Origin of the sequence: Kitasatospora sp. NPDC090091, from assembly GCF_044747365.1 — a bacterium.
GTDB lineage: Bacteria > Actinomycetota > Actinomycetes > Streptomycetales > Streptomycetaceae > Kitasatospora.
The window spans coordinates 195,645-217,331 of the sequence record NZ_JBIVDY010000004.1 but is presented as its reverse complement, the minus strand read 5'-3'; the positions used below and the strand labels follow the sequence as shown (position 1 = coordinate 217,331).

The 21,687-nt window shown below is 75.0% G+C and carries 16 protein-coding genes; 8 read left to right on the top strand and 8 right to left on the bottom strand.

Annotated elements, in window-relative coordinates:
* Positions 1-251: 251 nt before the first annotated feature.
* On the bottom strand, positions 252-1,136 hold the full coding sequence (locus ACIPSC_RS08830) for an MBL fold metallo-hydrolase (RefSeq protein WP_400824315.1): 885 nt from the start codon (positions 1,134-1,136) through the stop codon (positions 252-254).
* Between the two features lie 133 nt (positions 1,137-1,269).
* On the opposite strand from ACIPSC_RS08830, the gene ACIPSC_RS08825 reads away from it, so the two are divergent.
* Complete coding sequence (locus ACIPSC_RS08825; RefSeq protein WP_400824314.1) at positions 1,270-1,698, top strand: MarR family winged helix-turn-helix transcriptional regulator; 429 nt, start codon at positions 1,270-1,272, stop codon at positions 1,696-1,698.
* A gap of 30 nt (positions 1,699-1,728) precedes the next feature.
* Here the strand turns inward: ACIPSC_RS08825 and ACIPSC_RS08820 are convergent, their stop codons facing one another.
* A complete protein-coding gene (locus ACIPSC_RS08820; protein WP_400824313.1) occupies positions 1,729-2,418 on the bottom strand; it encodes a transcriptional regulator in 690 nt (229 codons plus the stop codon).
* Between the two features lie 304 nt (positions 2,419-2,722).
* On the opposite strand from ACIPSC_RS08820, the gene ACIPSC_RS08815 reads away from it, so the two are divergent.
* From ACIPSC_RS08815 to ACIPSC_RS08795, 5 genes are all read left to right on the top strand, one after another.
* Complete coding sequence (locus ACIPSC_RS08815; RefSeq protein ID WP_400824312.1) at positions 2,723-3,940, top strand: AAA family ATPase; 1,218 nt, start codon at positions 2,723-2,725, stop codon at positions 3,938-3,940.
* Complete coding sequence (locus ACIPSC_RS08810; protein ID WP_400824311.1) at positions 3,937-4,599, top strand: hypothetical protein; 663 nt, start codon at positions 3,937-3,939, stop codon at positions 4,597-4,599. Before ACIPSC_RS08815 ends, ACIPSC_RS08810 begins: the two co-directional genes overlap by 4 nt.
* Positions 4,596-6,287: a hypothetical protein gene (locus ACIPSC_RS08805; protein ID WP_400824310.1), complete on the top strand. Its 1,692-nt coding sequence runs from the start codon at positions 4,596-4,598 to the stop codon at positions 6,285-6,287. The genes ACIPSC_RS08810 and ACIPSC_RS08805 overlap by 4 nt, the downstream gene beginning before the upstream one ends.
* On the top strand, positions 6,284-9,307 hold the full coding sequence (locus ACIPSC_RS08800) for a bpX6 domain-containing protein (protein WP_400824309.1): 3,024 nt from the start codon (positions 6,284-6,286) through the stop codon (positions 9,305-9,307). Before ACIPSC_RS08805 ends, ACIPSC_RS08800 begins: the two co-directional genes overlap by 4 nt.
* A 108-nt stretch (positions 9,308-9,415) precedes the next feature.
* Positions 9,416-10,672, top strand: a complete 1,257-nt coding sequence (locus ACIPSC_RS08795) for a Na/Pi symporter (RefSeq protein ID WP_400824308.1) — start codon at positions 9,416-9,418, stop codon at positions 10,670-10,672.
* Between the two features lie 28 nt (positions 10,673-10,700).
* On the opposite strand, the gene lanL is transcribed toward ACIPSC_RS08795, so the two are convergent.
* Complete coding sequence (lanL, locus tag ACIPSC_RS08790; protein WP_400824306.1) at positions 10,701-13,316, bottom strand: class IV lanthionine synthetase LanL; 2,616 nt, start codon at positions 13,314-13,316, stop codon at positions 10,701-10,703.
* A 2-nt stretch (positions 13,317-13,318) separates the two neighbouring features.
* Positions 13,319-13,486, bottom strand: a complete 168-nt coding sequence (locus ACIPSC_RS08785; protein WP_400824305.1) for an SflA family class IV lanthipeptide — start codon at positions 13,484-13,486, stop codon at positions 13,319-13,321.
* Between the two features lie 437 nt (positions 13,487-13,923).
* Between ACIPSC_RS08785 and pstS the strand changes: the two genes are divergently transcribed.
* Positions 13,924-15,051, top strand: a complete 1,128-nt coding sequence (gene pstS, locus ACIPSC_RS08780; RefSeq protein WP_400824304.1) for a phosphate ABC transporter substrate-binding protein PstS — start codon at positions 13,924-13,926, stop codon at positions 15,049-15,051.
* Between the two features lie 69 nt (positions 15,052-15,120).
* Here the strand turns inward: pstS and ACIPSC_RS08775 are convergent, their stop codons facing one another.
* From ACIPSC_RS08775 to ACIPSC_RS08760, 4 genes are all read right to left on the bottom strand, one after another.
* Positions 15,121-15,966, bottom strand: coding sequence for an SMP-30/gluconolactonase/LRE family protein (locus tag ACIPSC_RS08775; protein WP_400824302.1), 846 nt, complete (start codon positions 15,964-15,966; stop codon positions 15,121-15,123).
* Between the two features lie 82 nt (positions 15,967-16,048).
* Positions 16,049-16,846, bottom strand: a complete 798-nt coding sequence (locus tag ACIPSC_RS08770; RefSeq protein ID WP_400824301.1) for a VOC family protein — start codon at positions 16,844-16,846, stop codon at positions 16,049-16,051.
* A gap of 456 nt (positions 16,847-17,302) precedes the next feature.
* The gene (locus tag ACIPSC_RS08765) at positions 17,303-17,455 is read right to left on the bottom strand and encodes a hypothetical protein (RefSeq protein ID WP_400824300.1); all 153 of its coding nucleotides are present in this window, start codon (positions 17,453-17,455) and stop codon (positions 17,303-17,305) included.
* A 57-nt stretch (positions 17,456-17,512) separates the two neighbouring features.
* The gene (locus ACIPSC_RS08760) at positions 17,513-19,027 is read right to left on the bottom strand and encodes a hypothetical protein (protein WP_400824299.1); all 1,515 of its coding nucleotides are present in this window, start codon (positions 19,025-19,027) and stop codon (positions 17,513-17,515) included.
* Positions 19,028-19,482: 455 nt separating this feature from the next.
* Here ACIPSC_RS08760 and ACIPSC_RS08755 point away from each other — a divergent pair, with 455 nt between their 5' ends.
* The gene (locus ACIPSC_RS08755) at positions 19,483-21,684 is read left to right on the top strand and encodes a M4 family metallopeptidase (RefSeq protein ID WP_400824546.1); all 2,202 of its coding nucleotides are present in this window, start codon (positions 19,483-19,485) and stop codon (positions 21,682-21,684) included.
* Positions 21,685-21,687: the final 3 nt, after the last annotated feature.

The window sequence follows — 21,687 nt, the reverse complement described above, 5'->3', positions numbered from 1 at the left end:
AGCAGCCGGTCTCCTTCGGCGGCGGGGCGCCTGGCCCGGCGGCCGGGGTTCGGCCGCGACGCCACCGACCGTACGCAACGCCGGGGTGCGGACCTGGGCCGACACGGCCGGACGCGCCGGGGGAGGCCCTGTCCGGCGCAGGCCGTGCTGGGGTGGGCCGCTCGGCGGCGCGCAGCGACCGGCCCACACCTGGACCCGGACCGGGCGAGCGGCGGGACGCCGTCGCCCGGTCCGTCATGGCCGCCCGCCGCTCAGGCGTCCACGGGTCGCCAGGCGGGCCCGTCCCCGCCCTGCTGGACGCGTCCGAACACCACGTCGGCGAAGTGGACGCCGAAGCCGATCGTGCCGGGCTCCGCCAGCTCGGCGACGAGGCGGCGGCGGTGGCCGGCGGTCCGGGCCTGATCGTGGTCGAAGGCCGCGGACCACTCGGGGTGGTCGATCTGGACGGGCGAGTGCACGGCGTCACCGAAGGCGATCAGGCGCCGCCCGCCCCCGGTGATGACGTACTCGGCGTGCCCGACGGTGTGGCCGGGGGTGATCCGCACGCGGACGCCGGGGAAGATCTCCTGCCCGTCCGTGATCGTGCGGACGCGCGCGGCGAGGGCGGCGACCTGCTCGGTCATGCCCTGGTCCTCCAGGATGTCGCGCCGGTCCCACTCCGACTCGGAGATCAGGTAGTCGGCGCGGGTGAACACCGGCCGGTCGCCGCCGGGGGCGGGGTGGCAGGCCCAGCCGAGGTGGTCGGTGTGGAGGTGGGTGAAGGCCACCGCCTCGATGTCCTCGGGGCTTCGGCCGAGTTCGGCCAGGCTGTGCGGGAGCGCACCGCCGTGGATCGCGCCGAGCGGGCCTTCCGGCATCTCCAGCGTCTGCGGGCCGAAGCCTGCGTCGATCAGCAGTGCGCGGTCACCGTGCTCCACCAGCAGGCTGCCGACGCTTCCCACGAGGTGGCCGGTGGCGTCCAGGTACTCCGGGTGTGCCGCCCACACGTCGTCGGTGGTGTCCTGGAGCAGGTCGAGCGGCCGGAGCCGCACGTCGCCGTCCGGTACGTACGACACCTTCGTGTCGCCCAGCCGTATCGAGCGGATTCCCGCGGGCCGGCGCAGTCGCTCGTTCTGGTTCACCGTCACGTCGGTCATGAGTCCTCTCCCCTGTGTGCCGCTGTCGGCATGGCGCCGCGCTCTTCACGGCGACGACGGCAACCATAATCATCAAGCTTGAATCATTCAAGCTAGAAATATGCTGGCTTGATGGAGTCGCTAGACTGGTGGCATGACGACCTCCCCGGAGTCGCAGGCCATCGCCGAGCGACAGCTGTGCGGGCTGGTGAACGGGCTGGCCCAGCGGATCGCCGAGCACGTCCGGGAGCGCGCCGCCACCCTGGGCCTCACCTCGGCCCAGGCGACCGCGCTGCGGGAGATGAGCGGGCCGATGACCATGCGGGAGCTCGCCGAGCGGATGTGCTGCGAGCCCTCCAACGCCACCTTCGTCGTCGACAAGCTGGAGAAGCAGCGCCTGGTCGAGCGCCGTCCGCACCCCACCGACCGGCGCGCCAAGCACCTCGTCCTCACCGCCGAGGGCACCGCACTGCGCGAACGTCTCCTCGGGCTCCTCGCCCTGGACTCCCCGCTGTCCACCCTCACCCCCGACGACCAGCGCGTCCTGCACGGACTCCTGGAGCAGGTCGTCACGGGTTCGTGAGCCGGCTCCGGTGCCCGGGTGCCCGGGGGCTCAGCGGCCGGGGCGGGTGGCCCGGGCGGTGACGGGGTGGGCGGCGGCCAGCGTCTCCCAGAACAGCTGCTCGTACGCCTGCAGGAGGGTGCCGTACTCGCGCGCGGTGGCGAAGTCGCTGCCGCCCGGGGATTCCGGGGCGAGGGCGTCGGCGGCCTGCTGTTCCAGGGCGTCGGCCGGCCGGGCGAAGAAGTCGAAGAAGGCGCAGGCCTCGTCGGAGAAGCCGTAGTGGCGGCGGAGCCCATCGCCGAGGGCGGCACAGTAGCGGCCCCAGGCGGTGAAGTTGGCGACCAGTGCGGCCACCACGGCGGCCGGCCGGCCGTTGAGCGCGAGCCAGGCCAGGTAGGCGGGGTAGGACTGGCAGCCGGGCAGCGGCGGGCGGGCGGCGGTCTCGTCCGGGCCGAGGCCGCAGGCGGCGGAGAGTGCCGGCAGGGTGCGCAGGGCCGCGCTCTCGCCGTCGGCGAGGGTGGCGAACCAGGCGCCGAGCGGGCGGTCGGCACACCGGGTGGCGAGCAGCAGCAGGCTGCGGCGGTCGGAGGTGATGATCCGTTGCTGCTGGGCGGCGAGTTCGGCGAGCGCGGCGAGCGGGGCCTCGCCCGAGGCGAGGGCCCGGACCAGTGCGGGCTGGTCGCCGTTCGGGGCCAACTCGGTTCGGAGTTCGTGGAGTTGTGCGGTGATGTGCCGGTCCACCGTGCACCTGCCTTGCCGTTGCCGTTGCCGTTGTTGTCGGCCTTGCCGTGTTCCGGTCCCGGCTGTCATTCCTACCCCGGTCCGCCGACGGCGCGGCGCCGACCCGCCGTCCGCGCGGCGGCGGGTCGGCGGACGGCCTGCTCCGGGCCCTTCACGTCGAGACCGACGTTCGGGCCGAGCGCCGATCTGGCTGAGCGCCGATCAGGCCGAGCGCCGATCCGGCCGCCCGGTGTGCCACTCCGGCCACCGGGGACCGGAAACCCGTTGGTGGGTGTTGATCCACGGCCCGTAGACTCCGGTGCTCGTGACCGAGACGAACGCCGATTCGACCACCGTTCCCCCCGCGGCGCCGGCAGCAGGCGCAGCAGCGTGGCCGGCTCCGGCCGTTGCCGCCACCGCCGTGGCTGCCGACGCCGAGCTGGTCGGCGCGGCCGTGACGGCGGCCGGCCGCGGCCTGGTCGACCGGGAGACGGTGGCCGAGGTGGTCACGCTCTGCGCGGTCGCGGGGGAGCACCTGCTGGTCGTCGGCGCGCCCGGCACCGCCAAGTCCGAGGCCGTGCGCCGGATCGCCGGACAGCTCGGCGGGCGGTACTTCGAGTACCTGCTCGGCCGCTTCACCGAGCCGAACGAGCTCTTCGGCCCCGTCGACCTGCGCGGGCTGCGCGAGGGCCGGGTCGAGTTCGAGACCGCCGGGATGCTGCCCGAGGCCGAGATCGCCTTCCTGGACGAGGTGTTCCTCGGCTCCACCGCCGTGCTCAACACCCTGCTCGGGCTCCTGAACGAACGGGTCTTCCGCCGCGGCCACACCGTCCTCGACAGCCCGCTGCGGGTCTGCGTCGGAGCCGCCAACCGGCTGCCGGAGGACCCGGCCCTGGCCGCCTTCGCCGACCGCTTCCTGGCCCGGGTCTTCGTCGAGCCGGTCGCCGACGCCCGGCTGGAGGAACTGCTGGAGGCCGGCCGCCGCCCGGCGGCCGCCCCCGCCGCTCCGGGCGACCTGCTCGGCGCGGTCGACCGGCTCGCCACCGCCGCCCGCACCTGCGACCTCGACGACGTCACCCCGCTGCTCGGCACCGCGCTGCGCCGCCTGCGCAGCGCCGGCGTGCCGCTCAGCGACCGGCGGGCGGTGCGCTCCCAGCAGCTGGTCGCGGCCGCCGCCGTGCTGGACGGCCGGACCACCGCCTCCGCGCGTGACCTGTGGGTGCTGCCGCTGATCGCGCCCACCGCCGACACCCAGGCGCTGGCCCGCGACACCCTGGCCGACCTGGTGGAGAAGGCCGCCAACCGCAGTCTGGCGCACGCCGCCGAGGAGCTGTCCCGCAGCACGGCCGCGCGCGCCGAGCGGCTGGCCCGGGCCGGCAGTGCGCTGCTCGCCGAGCACCGCGGCCTCCCCGCCGGGCGGGACTCGCGGCTGCGGCTGGAGGCGGCGCTGCGGGAGATCGACGCCGGCTTCGACCCGGCGGACCTCCCCGCCGCCCTGGCCGGGATACGCGCCGACCTGGTCGCGGCGGTCGCGCCCTCGTGACCACCGCTCAGCCGCCGTCCCCGGCCGACCCGCACGACTCCGCCCGGCCGGACGCCCACCACCGGGCCGACGTAGGGCCGAGCGCCCGGCCGCCGGCCTTCCCGCTCCGCTGGGAGCGCCGCGAGCCACCGCTGCCTGCGGCCGCCGTCCTCGCGCTCGGCGACGCCGTGCCCGCCCTGGCCGCCGCCGCCCGTGAGCGGCTGCGCACCGGCGCCCGGCTCGGCGTGCTCGTCGACGACGACCCGAGCCTGCCGGCCGCCGAGCGGGCCCTGCTCGTCCTCGGCCCGGAGGCCGACCTCCCGTGGGCCGACGGCGCCCGCTACCTGGGCCGCGACGCCGGCCTGTTGGTCCCCACCACCGCCCGCCCCGGGCCGGCCGCCGCGCTCTGGCGCCGGGCCCTGGGAGCGGCGGAGGGCCGGCTCTGCGCCCTCGTCCCGGGCCGGGCCCTGGTCGCCGACCCGCCCCCGCCGCTCACCTCCCCGGATGCGCTCGACGCCCTGGCCGGCCTCGCCGCGTCCGCCACCGGGAGCGCGTCCGCTGCCGGGAGCGCGTCCGGCCCGTCTCCGGCCGGAGCTCCGGCCGCCGCCGCACCCACCTCCGCACCCACCTCCGCATCCACCGCCGCACCCACCTCCGCGCCGCGGAGCGTCCGCCGATGACGAGCAGCCGCCTGCCCGCCGCCCTCGCGCCGTGGGCCGCCACCCTCTCCGCGGTCAGCCCCGAACTCGCCCTCGCCCTCGGCCCGTTGCTGCTCCGCCTGGACACCCTGGTCGGCGGCCACGAGCCGGTCGCCGACACCACCGGCGAGCCGGACGGCGTCGGCGGCCTGGCCCGCACCGGCCGGCCGGACCAGCTGCTGCCCTCCGAGTGGCTGCTCGCCGACGAGTTCCCGGACGAGTTCCTCCGCCGCCTCGCCCACGGCGAACTGCTGCACCTGGCAACCGAGTTCCGGACCCCGGCGGGGCGCGGCCGGATCGCCGCCCTGGTCGACACCGGCCCCACCCAGGCCGGCGCCGGGCGGCTGGTCCAGCTCGCCGCGCTCCTCGTCCTGCACCGCCGCGCCGCCGCCCGCGGCACCGAACTGGTCGTCGGCGTCCTCGGCGACCCGTCCGGCCGCTGTCTCACCGGCGAGCTCGCCGAGCTGCTGCCGGCCTGGCTCGCCGCCCGCCGGGCGGCCGACCCGACCCCCGAGGACGTGCGGCGCTCCCGGGCCGCCCTCGACGACGCCGACCAGGCCTGGCTGCTCACCTCGCCGCGCCTCGCCGGCCGGCTCCCCGCCCAGCCCCGGGTACTGACCGGCGAACCGGCCCGGTGGTCCGCCGACGGCGCCGACCGCGTCCTCGTCCGGCTCGACGGCGCCGCCGCCGAACTCCCGCTGCCCACCGGCGACATCGCCGTCCGGGCGCTGCGCGGTACCGAGTTCCGGCGCGCGGAGCCGACCGCCGCCGCGCGGCCCGGCCGCCGTTGGGCGACGGACGGCCGAGCGCTGCCCGCCTTCCCCAACGACGCCCGCACCCTGATCGCCCGGGGCGCGGAGCCCGGCACCCTGCTCGCCGTCAACCTGCCGCACCCGGACCACCGCCGGACGCTCTCCGTCCGCGCGCGCCGCCACGACCTGCCCGGGCCCGTGCTCGCGGCCGGGCGCATGGCCCGGCGCCTGATCGCCCTCCACGTCCGGGGCGACCGGCTCGTCCCGCACGTCGTCGGCCGGCCGTTCGGCGAGCCCGGCGGCTACACCGTCGACCTCGCCGACCTCGACACCGACCTGGACGCGGTGTCGGAGCACTTCGCCCGACCGGTCCTGCCGCTGCTGCGCGAGGGCGAGGACCTGCTGCTGCCGCTCTCCGGCCGCTGGTGGCGGATCGCACCGGACGGCACCGCCACCCCGGACGGCCCCGCCGGCCGGGGCACCCACGACCGCGAGCAGTTCAACCCGTTCCGTGAACCGCGGCTGTTCACCATGCCGCTGCCGCTGTTCGAGGCCGTCGGCTCGCGCCACTTCCTGCACAGCAACGGCACGCAGGCCTGGTCGGACGACGGGCGGTCCTGGCAGGTGCGGGACGAGCTGGGGAAGGAGTGCCGGATCTCCTTCCGCGAGCACGCCGACGTGGTCGGCCTGGTCACTGGGCGCGAGCCCGCCCTGATCACCTCCAGCCGGGACGGTCGGACGGTGCGCAGCGTCCGCGCCGACGGCGTCCGGACGCTGAGCCGCTTCTCCGGCGGCCTCGGGCCGCTCGCCCTGCACCCCAGCGAGCCGCTGATCGCCGTCGAGAAGGAGGCCGGCCTGATCCTGATCGGGGACGCCGGCACCGGCCGGGTCCACTTCCAGATCGGGAGCACGCAGTGAGCGCCACCCCGGGCGCGGAGTTCCGCGCCACCGTCACCGCCGCCGGCTTCGTCCTCGACACGCCGGTGATCGGCACGGCCGAGGCCGCCGAACGCGTCCTCGCCGGCTGGCAGGAGGGCGCCGCGCTGCACGAACTGCCGGACGGCCGCTGGCTGCTCACCCTCGTCGACCCGGTCGAGGCCCGCGCCGACCGGGCGCCCGGCCTGCCCGTGGTGCGGACCGGCAGCGGCGCCCTGGCCGCCGTGGGCGCCGACCCGGCGGCCGCCGACCCGGGCCGGCTCGCCGTCCCCGCAGGCGGGGTGACGGTCGCGCACCGGCTGTCCGCCCTGCCCGAGCTGGACCCGTCCGGCTGGCTCGACCCGTCGGGCCTCACCCTCCACCGCCCGCGGCCGGTCGGCCCCGCCGAACCGGAGGCCGTCCCCGTCCAGGAGGACCTGCCGCAGCGCCCCCGGCCGGACCTGCGCGCGGCGGCCGGCATCGGGCCCCGCAGCGAACGTGCCCGGCGGCTCACCGAGAGCGAGGGGAACGGGGACCACCGGGCCGACGGACGGCGGCGGTCCGCCGGCCGGTTCGGCCTGCCGTCGTGGGCCGGACGGCTGCGCCGGCCGTCCCCGGGCAGGCAGGACCGCCGGACGCGGCGGACCGGACCGCCCGGCGTCGTCGCCCGCGTGCTCCGCGCGGTGGTGGCCGTCGGCGTGCTCCTCGTCGGCTCCTTCGCCTACCTGACGGGGGAGCAGAGCCCACACCCTGCACCGCTGCTGGCCGGGCTCGCCGCGGGGTTGGTCGTTGCCCTTGCCGGCACCCGCGCCGCCGGTGCGGGCACTCCGGCCGCGGGCGCCGCTTCGACGACCGGTTCCGCTTCGACGACCGGTTCCGCGGTCGGGCCCGCGCCGACGACCCGGTCGGCCCGCCGCCGGCCCCCGGGCCCGTTCCTCGGCGGGCTGCTGGCCCGCCTGGCGCTGCGCAGCCCGGCCGGCGCGCTGATCCGCGGCCGCCACGCCCGCTACCTGCGCGAGCTGACCCGGGCGTTCGAGCAGCGCCGGTGGGAGTCCGCCCTGCGCGACGCGGTCCGGCTGGCCGGCGACCGGCCGGCCGAGCACCGGCCCTGGCTCGCGCTCGGCCTGCCCCGCCGCCACACCGGTGCCCTCCGCCCCACCCCGCACGTCGGCACCGCCGGCGGTGCCTCGCCGCTCTCCGGGCCCACCGTCCACCAGCACCTCGCCGCCCTCTACCGCCGCGCCGCCGAGGAGCTGGAGCGCGCCGGCCGGATCGACGAGGCGGCGTTCGTCCTCGCCGACCTGCTGAACGCCCCGGCCGAGGCGGTCACCCTGCTGGACCGGCACGGCCGCAGCGGCCGGGCCGCCGAGCTGGCCGAGGGCCGCGACCTCGCCGCCGACCTCGTGGTCCGGCTCTGGTGGCGGGCCGGCGAGCGCGAGCGCGCCCTGCGGGTCGCCCACCGCCGGGCCGCCTTCGCCGCGGCCGTCGGGCGCCTCGCCGCCGACGACCCGGCCGCCGCCCGCGAGCTGCGCCGGGCCTGGGCCGCCCACTGCCGGGAGGCCGGCGACCACCTGGGCGCCGTCGAGGCCCTCTGGCCGGACGAGGACCTGCGCCCGACGGCCGCCGCCGATCTGCGCGATGCGGTCGCCCTCGGCGGGCCGACCCGCGGCCGGGCCCTGCCGTACCTGCTCGCGCTGGGCGCGGGCGAGTCCACCCGGGCCCTCGCCGTGGCCGTCCTCGACGGCGACGGGGACGGCTTCGCCACCGGCCGCTCGGCGCTGGCCGCCGCACTGGCGCAGCTCCCGGCTGCCGATCCGGCGGCGGACCGCGAACTCGCCACCGCCGCGGCCCGCGCGGTCGTCCGCGACGGCGGCTTCGGCGGCACCCTCGGCGAGCCGGACGCGCAGGCCCGGTACCAACTGCTGCTGAAGCGGGCCGATCCGCTGGCCGCCGCCGACCTGGCGAGTCCGCGCCGGGCCGCCCGCCCGACGGGCGGCACCACCGTCCACGCCCATGTCGCGGCCGACCGGCCCGGGACGCTGCCGGTGCTGGACGCCGTCCTGCTCGGCTCCGGCGCCGTCCTGGTCGCCTGCGGGCAGGCGGGCGTCCGGCTGCTCGCCCCCGACGGCCGCACCAAGGCCCGCTGGGACGTGCCCGCCGACCAGCTGGTGCCGGCCGACCACGGCGGTGCCGCGCTGCTGGTGGCCCGCTACGGCCAGGCCCGGGAGATCTCCCGGCTCGACCTCGCCACCCGCTCGGTCCGCCCCTGGACGACGCTGCGCGCGCGGCAGATCGTGCCCTCCTTCGACGGCCGTCACCTGATCACGGTCGACCAGGACGGCATCGCGGTGCTGGACACGCTCGCGCCCCGGCCGACCGTGGTCTGGCGCGAACTGGGCGACGGCGAGCGGCTGGTGGGCGCGCTCTCGCGCACCGCAACCGGGTGCGCGGGCATGGTGCTCTCGCCGGTGCCGGACGGCTCGGCGCTCGTCGAGCTCTGGCGCTGGGACCTGCCGGGCTGGGAGCTGCGCTCGCGGCTGCGGCTGGACGGACTCGGCCCCGGCCCCGGCCGGTCGGCGGCGCTCGCCTGCGGCGGCCTGCTCACCGCGCACCCGGTCGCGGGGGAGGAGCCCGTGGGGGAGCAACTGAAGGCGGGCGTCGGGGCGCCCCCGGACGGCGGGCCGCGCGGCCGGACCGGGCTGCGCTGGATCGCCGAGCACCCCTTCACCCGCCCCGCCGCCGACCCGGTCGTCGACGGCCTCGCGCCCTACGGCCCGACCTCCGACGGCAACCACTGGGCGCTCGCCGTACCCGGCCCCGACGGCAGCGGCGTGTTGGTCCACACCGGCAGCGGGCCGGGCACCGCGCCCACCGCCACCGTGTTCGTCCCGCACGCCGAGCCGCCCACCCTGGGGCTGCGCCGCCATGCCGACGCCGTCACCCACTGGCACCGCTCCGGCCGCGTCCTCGCCACCACCCCGGACGGTGCCACCCTCCTGGCCAACCTGCGCGTCACGGCGTAGGACACTCCCCGGTGCCGTCCCCCGGCCGCCGCCGGCGCCGGCCGTCCGATGCACACGTACGGCGCTCAGCCACGCGCGTCGCTGATCAGGAGCTCGTAGCCTTGGTCCATGGCGGAAGCCGCATCCGACAGCGGGCCGGACAACAGCCACAGAGACGGTGACGTCCCCGGGCGGAGCCCTTCCGGTGACCCGGCGCGCACAGCCCCCGCGGCCGGGAACGGCGCGGAGGCCGTCGAGCTCCCCACCTGGACCAAGGCCCTCGGCTGGTGCGGTGTCGCCGGGCTGATCTACCTGCTGATCTGTGCCGTGAGCATCATCAGTCGCGGCTTCGCGGGGCTGGGCAGCGACGCGGCGCACACCATGTTCGCCTTCGCCGCGAACCCGTGGGTCGGGCTGAGCGTCGGCGTCCTCGGCACGGTCCTGATCCAGTCGTCGACCACGACGACGGCCATCGCCGTCACCGCCGTGGGGTCGGGCGCGTTGCCCATCCAGGGCGCGATCCCCATCATCCTGGGCGCGAACGTCGGCACCACCGTGACGACGAGCCTGGTCGCGCTGACCTTCATCGGCAACCGCGCGGAGTTCCGCAGGGCGCTGGGCGCCTCGACCGTCCACGACTTCTACAACTGGCTCGCGCTGCTGATCTTCTTCCCGATCGAGCTGATCTGGCATCCGCTGCAACACATCAGCGGGTCGCTGACCGATGCGCTGTACGGCGCGGACTGGCTGCCGAACCCGGCCCACTTCAACTTCGTCCGGGCAGCCACCAGGCCGGTGGAGCACGGAGTGATCCACGCGACGTCGCACGTCAGCAGCACACTCGGCCCGCTGTTCACCATCGTGATCGGCGCCGTGCTGATCCTGGTCGCCGTCCGCTACCTCGGCAAGCTGCTCAAACTGCTGATGGTCGGCAGGGCCCGCGACGTCCTGATCAAGGCCGTCGGCCGCAACGCCTACCTCGCCATGGCGTCGGGCATGGGGGTAACCGTCGTCACCCAGTCCTCGACCATCACCACGTCCGTGCTGGTCCCCTTCGCCGGAGCGGGCATCCTGACACCGGCGCAGGTGTATCCCGTCGTCGTCGGCTCCAACCTCGGCACCACGTTCACGGTGGTCTTCGCGGCGTTCGCCGGCGTCGGACAGGACGCGAAGATCGGCCTCCAGGCAGCCTTCGTGCACCTGATCTACAACCTGTTCGCGATCGTCGTGATCTACGTGATCCCGTTCCTGCGCCCCGTGCCGCTCTTCTGCGCCGAGAACCTCGCCCGCGTCGCCTCCGAGCACCGGTGGGTCCTCGCCGTCTACCTCGGCACCGTCTTCATCGCCCTGCCCGCCCTGGTCATCGTGCTGGTGGGCGTGCTCTGAGCGCGGCCTCCGGCGGCCACGTCGCCGGTCAGCCGACGAGGCCGAGGCGGGGGCCGTCCCGGTCGTGCAGCCGTCGGAGGAAGCCCAGCACGCCGGCGGAGCCGCCGGCCCAGGTGGCGCTCGGCCGGGTCAGACCGGTGTCGGGGAACACCGGGCGCGACGCGGTGCCGCCGCTGCGGCTCAGGATGATCGCGGCGACGGTCTCGGCGGCGTCCCAGAACTCCTCGGAGCCGGATGCCAGGGCGACGTCCACCATCAGGTCGCCGACCCCGGACAGGCCGCAGCACTGGGTGACCAGCGGCATCCGCGGCGCCAGCGCGGCGCAGGTGCGGGCCGCCCGGCGGGCGAGGACGAGGTACTCGGGTTCGCCGAGGCGGTCGGCGGCCCGGACGAGCACGGCCCCGATCCCGGCCAGGCCCCGGCACCACGAGCCGTAGCGGCGGGTCGCTCCGGGGCGGGCCGCCGCCGCGACGATGCCCGGGGTGAGGGCGGCGAGGCCGGCGCAGGCGCGCTCGGCCCTGCGGAGGGCGGCGGGGTCGCCGGTCGTGGCCGCGTACTCGACCAGGAAGTACACGACACCCGCCTCGCCGTGGGCGAGGCCTTCACGCAGGGCGGCGCTGCCGATCCGGTCGGCGCCGGCGGGCGTCAGACGGGCGGTGCCGGAGGCCAGCAGCCGGTCGCAGGCGGCGGCGACGGCGAGGTGCCGGTCGGCGCGCGGGCTGTCGCCGCCCGCGGCGGCGTGCCGGGCGAGCAGCAGCCGGCCGATGCCGATACCGGCGACGCCCTCGATCAGGTCCGCTTCGGGTGGGCCGCCGGCGGGTCCGCGGGCCGGCAGGGCCGGGTGATCGCCCGGGACGGCGTCCGCGGCGTCCGGTGCCGCCCCGGCCTCGGCGAGGAAGAGCTCGACGCCGGTGCGGCCGGAGTAGAAGCCCGGTGAGAGGGTCCTGGACTGGCGCGCCGTCCACTGTGCGAGGACGTCCACGGCTTCGCGCACCCCGCTCCGGTGGAGGTGGTGCAGGAGCTCCAGGCCGAGCCCGGAGCTTCCGCCGTAGACGTCGATCGGCGTCGGGACGGCCGCGCGTGCGGCGAGCTCGGGGTCGGCGATCCGGTGGGCCTCGTCGACGCAGAACGCGGTCGTGTGCTCGATGATCTCGTCGAGCAGGCCGTCGTCGAACCGGATCCGGTCGGGGCCGCGGGGCGCTCGGGACGCCGCGGCCACTGCGGCTGCCCCGGTCGTCCTGGCTGCCGCGGCCTCTTCGGTCTCTCCGGCCTCTCGGGCCTCGCCGGCCCGGAGCCGGTCGGCGCCCGCGGTCCGTACGGCCGGATCGAGGCTCGTCAGCTCGGCGACGACCGCCCGGATCCACCGGTGCTCGTCGCCGGGAAGGGCCCAGGACAGGCCGGCGAGGGTGCGGTCCCGGTTGACGGCGGCGTCGGTGTCGACGATCACCGGATCCATGCCGGTGGCGGCGAAGCAGAGGGTCGCGCCGAGGGCGTAGTAGTCGTCGGCGGGCTCGGCCGGTCCCGACCGGCGGCGGACCGGGTCGCTGTAGCCGGGGGTGGAGCCGTCCGGACTGCTGCCGTTCAGCGCGCTGATCCCGTAGTCGATCACATGGCACCGGCCGGCGGCGTCGAGCACGACGTTGTTGGGCTTGAGGTCGCGGACGACCACGCCCCGCCGGTGGATGCCGTCCAGGACGCGGATCAGCTGCGCGGCCAGATCGCCGAGCGTGCGCATTGGCCGGGCCGCGTCGCTCCGGTAGGGGCCGTTCTCCTGGACCTCCCGCCGCAGGTCCCGGTCGCCGCAGCTGGTCATCACCAGGTACTCGTCCGAGTGGTGCCGGAAGTAGTCGAGCGCGCGGGGCACCCCGGGGACGGTGTCGAGCGCGGCGAGGACCGCCCGTTCGTTGCGCAGCCGGTCGCGGGTGTCGGCGCCGGACTCGTCCTCGGCCACGAAGGCCCGCGCCTGCTTGACGACCACCGCCAGCCCGGTGGTCCGGTCGACCGCGCGGTAGACGTTGCCGTGCGGCTTGCGGGCGATGCCACCGGTGACCCGGTAGCGTCCGCCGCCGAATCCGGCGGGGCCCTGCGGGGGGCGGACTCCGTGCCCGGGCCGGTTCTCGAAGGGGTCCTCGGCCCAGGGCGGGCACCGGTACGAACCGCTGGCCAGGCCGTCGAAGGCCTGGCCGTCCGGGCCCACCATGACCGACTCCAGCCGCCCGCTCCGGCCCGTCCGGTAGTCGCCGGTGAAGGGCCCGTAGCGGTAGTAGACGGGGGAGTGCGGATCGACCCGGCGATCGCTGACGATCGGCGGACCCTCCCGGTCGCGCAGCAGGGCGACGAGTTCGTCGGCGAGTGCGACGAAAGCGCCGGGTGCCGGATAGACCGTGATGGCCTTCCCGACCACACCCGCGCTCGACGCACCGGAGTTGATCTCGCGCAGGGTCTCCGGACTCCGGGCCCACTTCGCGTGGCAGACGTGGCACGACAGCACCGGCAGGACGAGGCCGATCACGGCGTCGAGTTCGCCTGGCCGGGCCGAGATGTGGAGCTTCCAACCGTGGTCCATCGCCGGCATCCGCGGATCGTTCAGGTACGACCAGGTGCCGTCGGACCAACCGCTGGGGCCGGCGATGGACTCGGCCACCGTCAGGAGTTGAAGTCGCAGGCGTAGTGGGTGGTCGCGGTCACCCACGGGTCCGCCAGGCACGCCGTGGCGTCGTGGTCGCTGCGGTCGTCGTCCTCGAACGCGATGGCCTCGTCGTCGATGGCGAGCGGGCCAGCGTCGCGGACCTCTTCGAGCATGGCTGCGGGCATGTGACGCCTCCAGGTCTTGTCGTGCGTCCGGCGGCGGCGCGGGTCGCGGCCGTCGCGGAACCACCGGTCCCGATCGGGCCGGGGTCCTGATTCACGACGGTAGGTAGGAATGATTGGTCTGACAAGGGGTCAGCACGCATGAACTTCACGGCGTGCGCACATCTGTGGAGGAATGGTGTGCCCTGCGGGGCCGTCGCCGGCGGTCGCAGTGACGTCCGGGTGCGATGCCCGGGCCGGAGCATGAACCAGATCTTGCGTCCAGGTGAACGCAGATCATCTCCGCGGTGTTGCATGTCAGTTGGGCCGGTGAGCGGACCCTTCGCAGGGCCGCCGTCGGCGTGGTCCCGGGCCGGTCGGCGGCATGTCGCGGGGCGGCAGGGCTGCGCCGGAGCCGATATTGGCCGCGTCACCCGCTGACTGTCACCCAGGAGACCACGATGCCTGTCCAGGCCGCCTCCCCCCGCCACCAGACCCTGATCCGTGCCGCCACCGTGGCCGTCCTCCTGCTGTCGGGGTCGGCCTGCGGGTCGGACAACGAGACCTCGACCGAGCCCGCCCCCCTCCAGCAGACCACCGCGGCCATCGCCTGCGACGGCTCCGGGCAGCTGCTGGGCGCGGGCTCGACCGCACAGGCCAATGCGATGGACATCTGGAAGAACGCCTTCAGCGCCGCCTGTCCGAAGATCACCGTCAACTACGGCGGTGGCGGTTCCGGCGCCGGAGTCCAGCAGTTCATCCAGGGCAAGGTGGCGTTCGCCGGGTCCGACTCGGCGCTGAAGCCGGAGGAGGTCGAGGCCACCAAGGCGGTCTGCACCGGCGGCCAGGGCATCGACCTGCCGATGGTGGCGGGCCTGGTCTCGATCGTCTTCAACGTGGAGGGCGTCGACAACCTCGTCCTCGACGGTCCGACCATCGCCAAGATCTTCGACTCCCAGATCACCAAGTGGAACGACCCGGCGATCGCCGCCCTGAACCCGGGAGCCAAGCTGCCGGACGCCGACATCCAGGCGCTGCACCGCTCGGACGACTCCGGCACCACCGCCAACCTCACCGCCTACCTCGCCGCCACCTCGGGCGGCGCCTGGCCGTACCCGCCGAGCAAGACCTGGGCGGGCAAGGGCGGCCAGTCGGCCAACGGCAGCGCCGGCGTCGCCGCGCAGGTCAAGCAGGTCGACAACTCCATCGGCTACGTCGAGCTGTCCTTCGCCCAGACCAACAACCTCAAGAGCGCCGCCGTCGCTACCGGCGCCTCCAAGCCCGTCGACGCCAACGCCGCCAACGCCGCCAACACCTTCGCGAAGGCCCAGGTCGCAGGCACCGGCAGCGACCTCGCCCTGAACCTCGACTACGCGACCAAGGAGGAGGGTGCCTACCCGATCGTCCTGGTCACGTACGAGATCGTCTGCGACAAGGGCAACAAGCCCGCCAGCCTGCCCGCCCTCAAGTCCTTCCTGACCTACACCATCAGCGACGAGGCCCAGCAGGCCATCGGCCAGAAGGGCTACGTCCCGCTGCCCGCCGAGATCACGGGCAAGGTCAAGGCCGTGATCCCCCAGCTCTCCTGACGCATCCGCCGGCCCTGTTCCCGCCACCGGGCGGGAGCCGGGCCCGGCCGCGGCGGGCCGCCGCGCCGGTCAGGGCCGGCCGGCGCCCGGGACGGTGACCTCGGCGGCGAGGACGCGACCGCTTCCGGGGCGGACCGGCTCCCCTCCGGGGCCGAGCCACTCGGCCGCCGCGACGAACAGGGTGCGGCCGTCCGGGCCGCCGAGCGTGCAGGCGAATCCGCCCCGGTCCAGCTCCACGGTCTCCAGCACCTCGCCGCCCTGCCGGACCCGCACACAGCGCATGCCCGGCACCGTCGCGTACCAGACCGCCCCCTCGGCATCGAGGCAGATCCCGTCGGGCGCGTCGTCGCCCAGCTCCGCCCACGGCCGGCCTTCGGAGAGGCTCCCGTCCGGCCCGATGTCGAACCCGACGAGCCGCCCGGCGTACGAGTCGGCGACGATGAGCGTCGAGTTGTCGGGCGTGACGGCCATGCCGTTGGGGAAGAGGAGGCCGCCGGCGACGTCACGGGCCGCCCCGTCCGGCGTGACGAGGGTGATGTGGCCGGGCACGGGCCGCTCGCCGGCCAGCACGTCGAACCCGATGCGGTTGACGTAGGTGTTGCCACGGCCGTCGACGACGATGTCGTTCCACCAGTGACCGAGCGCGCCGAGGTCCGCCCGGACGGCGAGCGTCCCGTCCGGCTCCCGGCGCAGCAGCCGTGACCGGGCGGAATCGACGATGGTCATCCGGCCGTCGGGCGACCAGGCCGTGCACAGGGGGAGCGACTCCACCGACGCGACGACCTCCACGCTGCCGTCGAAGCCCACCGCACACACCTCACCGGCGGTCCAGTCGGACACGTAGAGGCGGCCCTGGTGCCATCGAGGCGACTCCACCAGGCCCATGCCCGTGGCGAGGGTCCGAAGCTGTGACACGAGAATCCCCTTCCGTCGACACCGCGCATCCCGTCGGGGAGCCGGCGTCCCCCTCACCGACCGTCGGCCCGAAGGGCGGGGCTCAGCCCTCGGCCGGGGTGAGAACGACGAAGTCCGCGTTCGACCGGTCCAGGCAGACGGCCAGCCGGCCGACGCCCTCCACGTCCGCCGGCCCCATCTGTACGCTGCCGCCGTTCTCGGTCACCCTCGCGACCGTGGCGTCGCAGTCGGCGACGGCGAAGACCGGGTGCCAGTACGGCCGTCCGCCGGTGAGCGCGAGGTGCTCCTCGGGGAGTTCCATGAGGCCGCCCTGCATGCGCTCCTCCGGCAGCCCGGCCGGGGTGATGAGGGCGTACGCGCCCCCGCCGCCGGGCAGCTCCATGTCGCTGAACCGCCAGCCGAAGACGCCGCCGTAGAAGTCCTTGGCGCCGGCGGCGTCGCTCGTGTACAGCTCGGTCCAGGAGAGCGATCCGGGCTGGTCCACCAGGTCGACGCCCTTGCTCGTCCCCGGCTGCCAGACGGCGAACTGGCCACCCAGCGGGTCGCTGTACTGCGCCATCCGGCCCCAGGCTTCGAGGTCCATCGGCGCCACCCGCACGGTGCCGCCGGCGCTCTCCACGGCCCGCGTCGTGGCGTCCGCGTCGGCGACGCTGTAGTAGATCATCCAGGCCGAGCGTGCGCCTTCCTCGGTGAGCTTGCCGAGGCCGGCGACGATCTTGCCGTCCTTGCGGAACATGCCCCCCTCCATCTCCTCCCCCTCGCCCATGGATTCGTAGTCCCAGCCGAGAACGGTGCTGTAGAAGGACGCGGCGGCGCGGACGTCGGGCGCGCCGAGGTCGAGCCAGCAGGGGGAACCGGGGACGAACTCCGTGGTGATCACGGCGATGACTTCCTTCCGTCGATGCTGTGTGAACCCAGCGTGACACCGGGGGTGCGCGACCGCCCGCCGGCGGGTACTCGGCGACGCTGGGTTCACGAGTCCGATCGGTCTGTTCCGTCCGCCGTTGACCACCGGCGCTGCCCGCTCGCGCGCCGCTGCGCGGTCGCCAAGGGGGGAGTCCTCGGCGTCGTCGTCCGAAGCCGGGACCCGGGCGATCTCCCGGAGCTGGTCCATGAACCAGTCCACGGCCGACTCCCGGATGTCGGCGCGTAGAAGATGTAGTGGGTCCAGTTGACCTGTTGCCGAGGTGTGCTCCATCCGCCGACCGACACGTAGATGCCCATCCTGTATGTCCTTTCTGTCGTTGTCGGTCCTGGTGTGAGAGCCGTCGGCCGACATCGGCCGCGTAGGTGGCCCGGTCGCCGACAGCGATCATGCGCGGGCGGGCGGCCACCGTCAGTCCTCTTCCGGCCGGTTCTCCCCGGGTTCGGTCCCGGCGTCCGTGTCCGGTTCGGTGACCCGGCCGGCCGCGAGGACCAGGCCGGAGGTCCGGTGGACGGCGAGGAAGCCGAACGGCCGCCCGAAGCCGACCCGGCAGATCCGCTGCACGTACGGCGGGCGGAACGGCGCGGGCGTGCTGAGGCTCGTGCGGCGCCTGGACGCTGCTCAGCGCAGGCGTTGCACGAGCCTGAGCACGCCCGCGGCGGCCATGCCCAGCAGGACGAAGGCGACGAAGCCGAGCATTCCCAGGACCAGGGGAAGGACGACCAGTTCGCCGAAGTAGTCCTCGGCGGGGACGATCCGGCCGGGCTCGGCGAGCAGTTGGTAGAGCAGCCAGCCCGCCGGCCACCCGGCGATGACGAGCAGGAACAGGCCCGCCCACGGCTGCTGGGTGACGGGTGGTGGGGTGAGCACGCGGAGCCCGGGCACCGGGTCGCCGTCGGCGGTGTCCCCGCTGCTTTCGAGGCCGCTTTCGTCGGGACGTGCGGCCGCGTCTGCGGTGGGGGCGGTCGGCGAGGGGACGGAGCCCCAGACGGCGGTGCCGTGGTCCAGGGCGAGCAGGGCCCGGTGGCCGGCCGGGTTCCAGGCGAGCCAGCCGGTGGCGGGGGTGAGGTGGTGGGGGCTGTTCTCCAGGTCGGGGCAGTGCATCCTGCGGGGGACCGCGGTGATGTCGCCCCACCAGCGGGTTCCGGCCGGCTGTTCGAGGATCAGGTGGCGTGTGGTCCCGGCCGACTCACCGTCGGCGGTGCGGTGTTCGACCTTCTCCACGGTGCCCGGGATGCTCACGCGCGCCCAGCGCAGCGGTCCGGTCAGGAACGCCTCACTCTGCCGGCGGGTGGGCGGTCCGCCCGACGCACGGCCGGCAGCCAGGGCGATCAGGGCGGCGGCGAGGGCCACGGCGGCCCAGATCCGGGCGGCGGTGCGATGGAGCGGGGCGGGCTCCAGGAAGGGTTCGATCTCGCGGTCGGTGAGGGGGCCGGGCCAGCTCTGTCCGGGGACGTAGAGGATCCGCAGCCGAGCGCCTACCGGGAGGCCTTCGGTGGCGGCCGAGGAGTAGAGCTCGATCGGTCCGCCGGGGGTGTCGCCGAGCGGGCCGAGGCGGTACCGCGCGTAGCGGGGGTAGGCGGGCAGCGGGTCCCCGTTGACCGTCGGGGGGAGGAGTTCGAAGTCGCCCCAGCGGGCGCCGGCTTCGTCGAGTGCGACCCTGCGCTCGGCGGCCTCGGGAGGTGCGCCGGTGAACGGCGCGTCCATGGCCGGGACGGCGGCGACGGCGATCAGGACGAGCGCGCTGAGGCCGACGGCCTGCCGCCAGGCCCTGCGGCGGATCCGGGTGGCTGCGGCGCGGACGTCCGCGGTGGTGGGGCGGGGCGTGTCGGGGTCGCCGGGCGCGGCGGGCGCCGGCCGGGGGGAGAGGAAGCCGGCGATCACCCCCAGTGCGGCGGAGGCGAGGGCGGCCGTCAGCGCTTTGACGAGGAGTGGGTCACCGGAGGGCGTCCACGGGCGTCGGACGGCCAGGGCCACGCAGGCCGCCACCGCCACGGTGGTCAGCCCGCCGAGCGTCCGGGTGGCCGCCGTGGACCGGCGCTCCGGGAAGCCGTCGGCGCTCGTGTCCGCGCTGTCGGACGCGGTGCTGTCGGGTGCCGTGGTGGCGGGCTTCTCGGTGTCGGGTTCCTTGGTCACCAGTCCCCCCGGGCCGGTCGTCCCCTGACAGAGCATGTCGTGCGGCAACAGGAGGCTACCGCCGAGACCGGCCCCGGGCCACAGTGCCGCCGGCACACTGGCCGGCGGCGGGTTCGGCCGGGTGAGCAGTGGGCCCAGGCCCTGCCCGGTCCTGGGTCCGTGGCGAAGCATTTCGGCCAACTTGCTGCCGCACGGGTGACGTGTTCCCACCAAAGCTGGCACTGTACCGTCCCATCGCCGCAGAGGCCCTTGTAGCCGCACGTGCACCGCACGACGTGGCGAGCACGTCGACGACCGTTCCAGCCACTCGAACCACCAAGCTCTACCGGGCGGCACCACCCTCGGCCGCCCGGCTGACTCCGGCCGCCCAGACCCGGCCGTCGCAGAAGGAGTTCAGTGTGACTCGACCCCCCAGAAAGTCCGTCACCGCGAGCGCGTTGATCGCCGGCGCCGCGATGATCGCGGCTGCGCTGCCCGCCGGCATCGCCTCCGCCGAGGGCACCCGAACCGGGGCCCCCGCCGAGGTGCAGGCCTTTGCCGGTGCGCTGCCGGTGGAGCTCTCGGCCTCGCAGCGCGGCGAGTTGCTGGCCGCCGCCGACGCGAACCGGGCGGACGCCGCCAGGGCGCTGAACCTGGGCTCCGAGGAGGCGCTGGTCGTCAAGGCCGTCACCAAGGATGCGGACGGCAGCCTGCACACCCGCTACGAGCGCACCTTCGCCGGACTGCCGGTCCTCGGTGGCGACCTGGTCGTCCACACCGCTCCGGACGGCTCCACCAAGGGCGTCACCAAGGCCACCGACGCGGACATCGCCGTCGACACCACCCCCAAGGAGAGTGCCGACTCGGCGAGGGGCCTCGCGCTCGACAGTGCCGGGAGCGCGAAGGTCGCGGAGGCGGCGGCCGACAACACCCGCAAGGTGGTCTGGGCCGCGTCCGGCACCCCGCGGCTCGCCTGGGAGACCGTGGTCACCGGCACCCAGGAGGACGGCACGCCCTCCGAGCTGCACGTCATCACCGACGCGAACTCCGGCAAGAAGATCTTCGAGTACCAGGGCGTCGAGACCGGCGTCGGCAACAGCAAGTACTCCGGCCAGGTCACCATCGGCACCTCGGCGGCCGGCGGCGGCTACGCGATGACCGACAACACCCGTGGCGGCCACAGCACCTATGACCTGAACGGCACCGGCGGCTCCACCAGGACGCTGTTCACCAACCCGACCGACACCTGGGGCGACGGCACCGTCACCAACCGGCAGACCGCGGCCGTGGACGCCGCCTACGGTGCCCAACTCACCTGGGACTACTACAAGAACGTCCACGGCCGCAACGGCATCAAGGACGACGGCGTCGGCGCGTACACCCGGGTCCACTACGGCAACAACTACGTCAACGCGTTCTGGTCCGACAGCTGCTTCTGCATGACCTACGGCGACGGCGCGGGCAACGTCAAGCCGCTGACCTCCATCGACGTCGGCGGCCACGAGATGACCCACGGCGTCACCTCAGCCACCGCGGGCCTGATCTACAGCGGCGAGTCCGGCGGCCTGAACGAGGCCACCTCCGACATCATGGCCGCCGCCATCGAGTTCTGGGCCGACAACCCCGAGGACAAGGGCGACTACCTGGTCGGCGAGAAGATCGACATCAGGGGCAACGGCACCCCGCTGCGCTACATGGACAAGCCCTCCAAGGACGGCCGATCCAAGGACTACTGGTCGTCCGACCTCGGCTCCATCGACGTGCACTACTCCTCCGGCCCGGCCAACCACTGGTTCTACCTGGCCTCCGAGGGCAGCGGCGCCAAGACCGTCAACGGCGTTTCCTACGACTCCCCGACCTCCGACGGCCTGACGGTGACCGGCATCGGCCGGGACGCGGCCGCCAAGATCTGGTACCGGGCGCTGACCACCTACATGACCACGTCGACCAACTACGCGGCGGCCCGCACCGCCACCCTGCAGGCCGCTGCCGACCTGTACGGGCAGAGCAGCGCGGCCTACATGAACACCGCCAACGCCTGGGCAGCGATCAACGTCGGCCCGCGCGTCGTCGACGGCCTCCTGCTCGACCCCGTCGGCAACCAGGTCACCGAGATCGGCGCCCCCGCCGAACTCCAGGTCAAGGCCGCCAACTTCAACCCCGGCGCCGTCACCTACCACGCGACCGGCCTCCCCGACGGCCTGGCGCTCCACCCGGTCACCGGCCGCATCACCGGCACCCCGACCGTCGCCGCCACCTACACGGTCACCGTCACGGCCAAGGCCTCCCACCACAGCAGGATCTCGACGACGTTCACCTGGAAGGTCTCCCCGGGCATCTTCACGAACACCACCGCCGTGCCGATCCCGGACGGGGGCCCGGCGGTCTTCTCGGACATCGTCGTCGACCGGATCCCGGGCCGGGCGCCGAGCGACCTCATGGTGGGCGTGGACATCAAGCACACCTGGCGCGGCGACCTGGCCGTCGACCTGGTCGGCCCGGACGGCACGGTGTTCCCGCTGAAGAAGAGCAACCTCGGCGACTCGGCCGACAACCTCATCGAGACCTACACGGTGGACGCCTCCGCCCAGCTCGCCAACGGCACCTGGCGGCTCCGGGTGCAGGACATGTACCGCACCGACTCGGGCCACATCGACAGCTGGAAGATCATCTTCTGATCG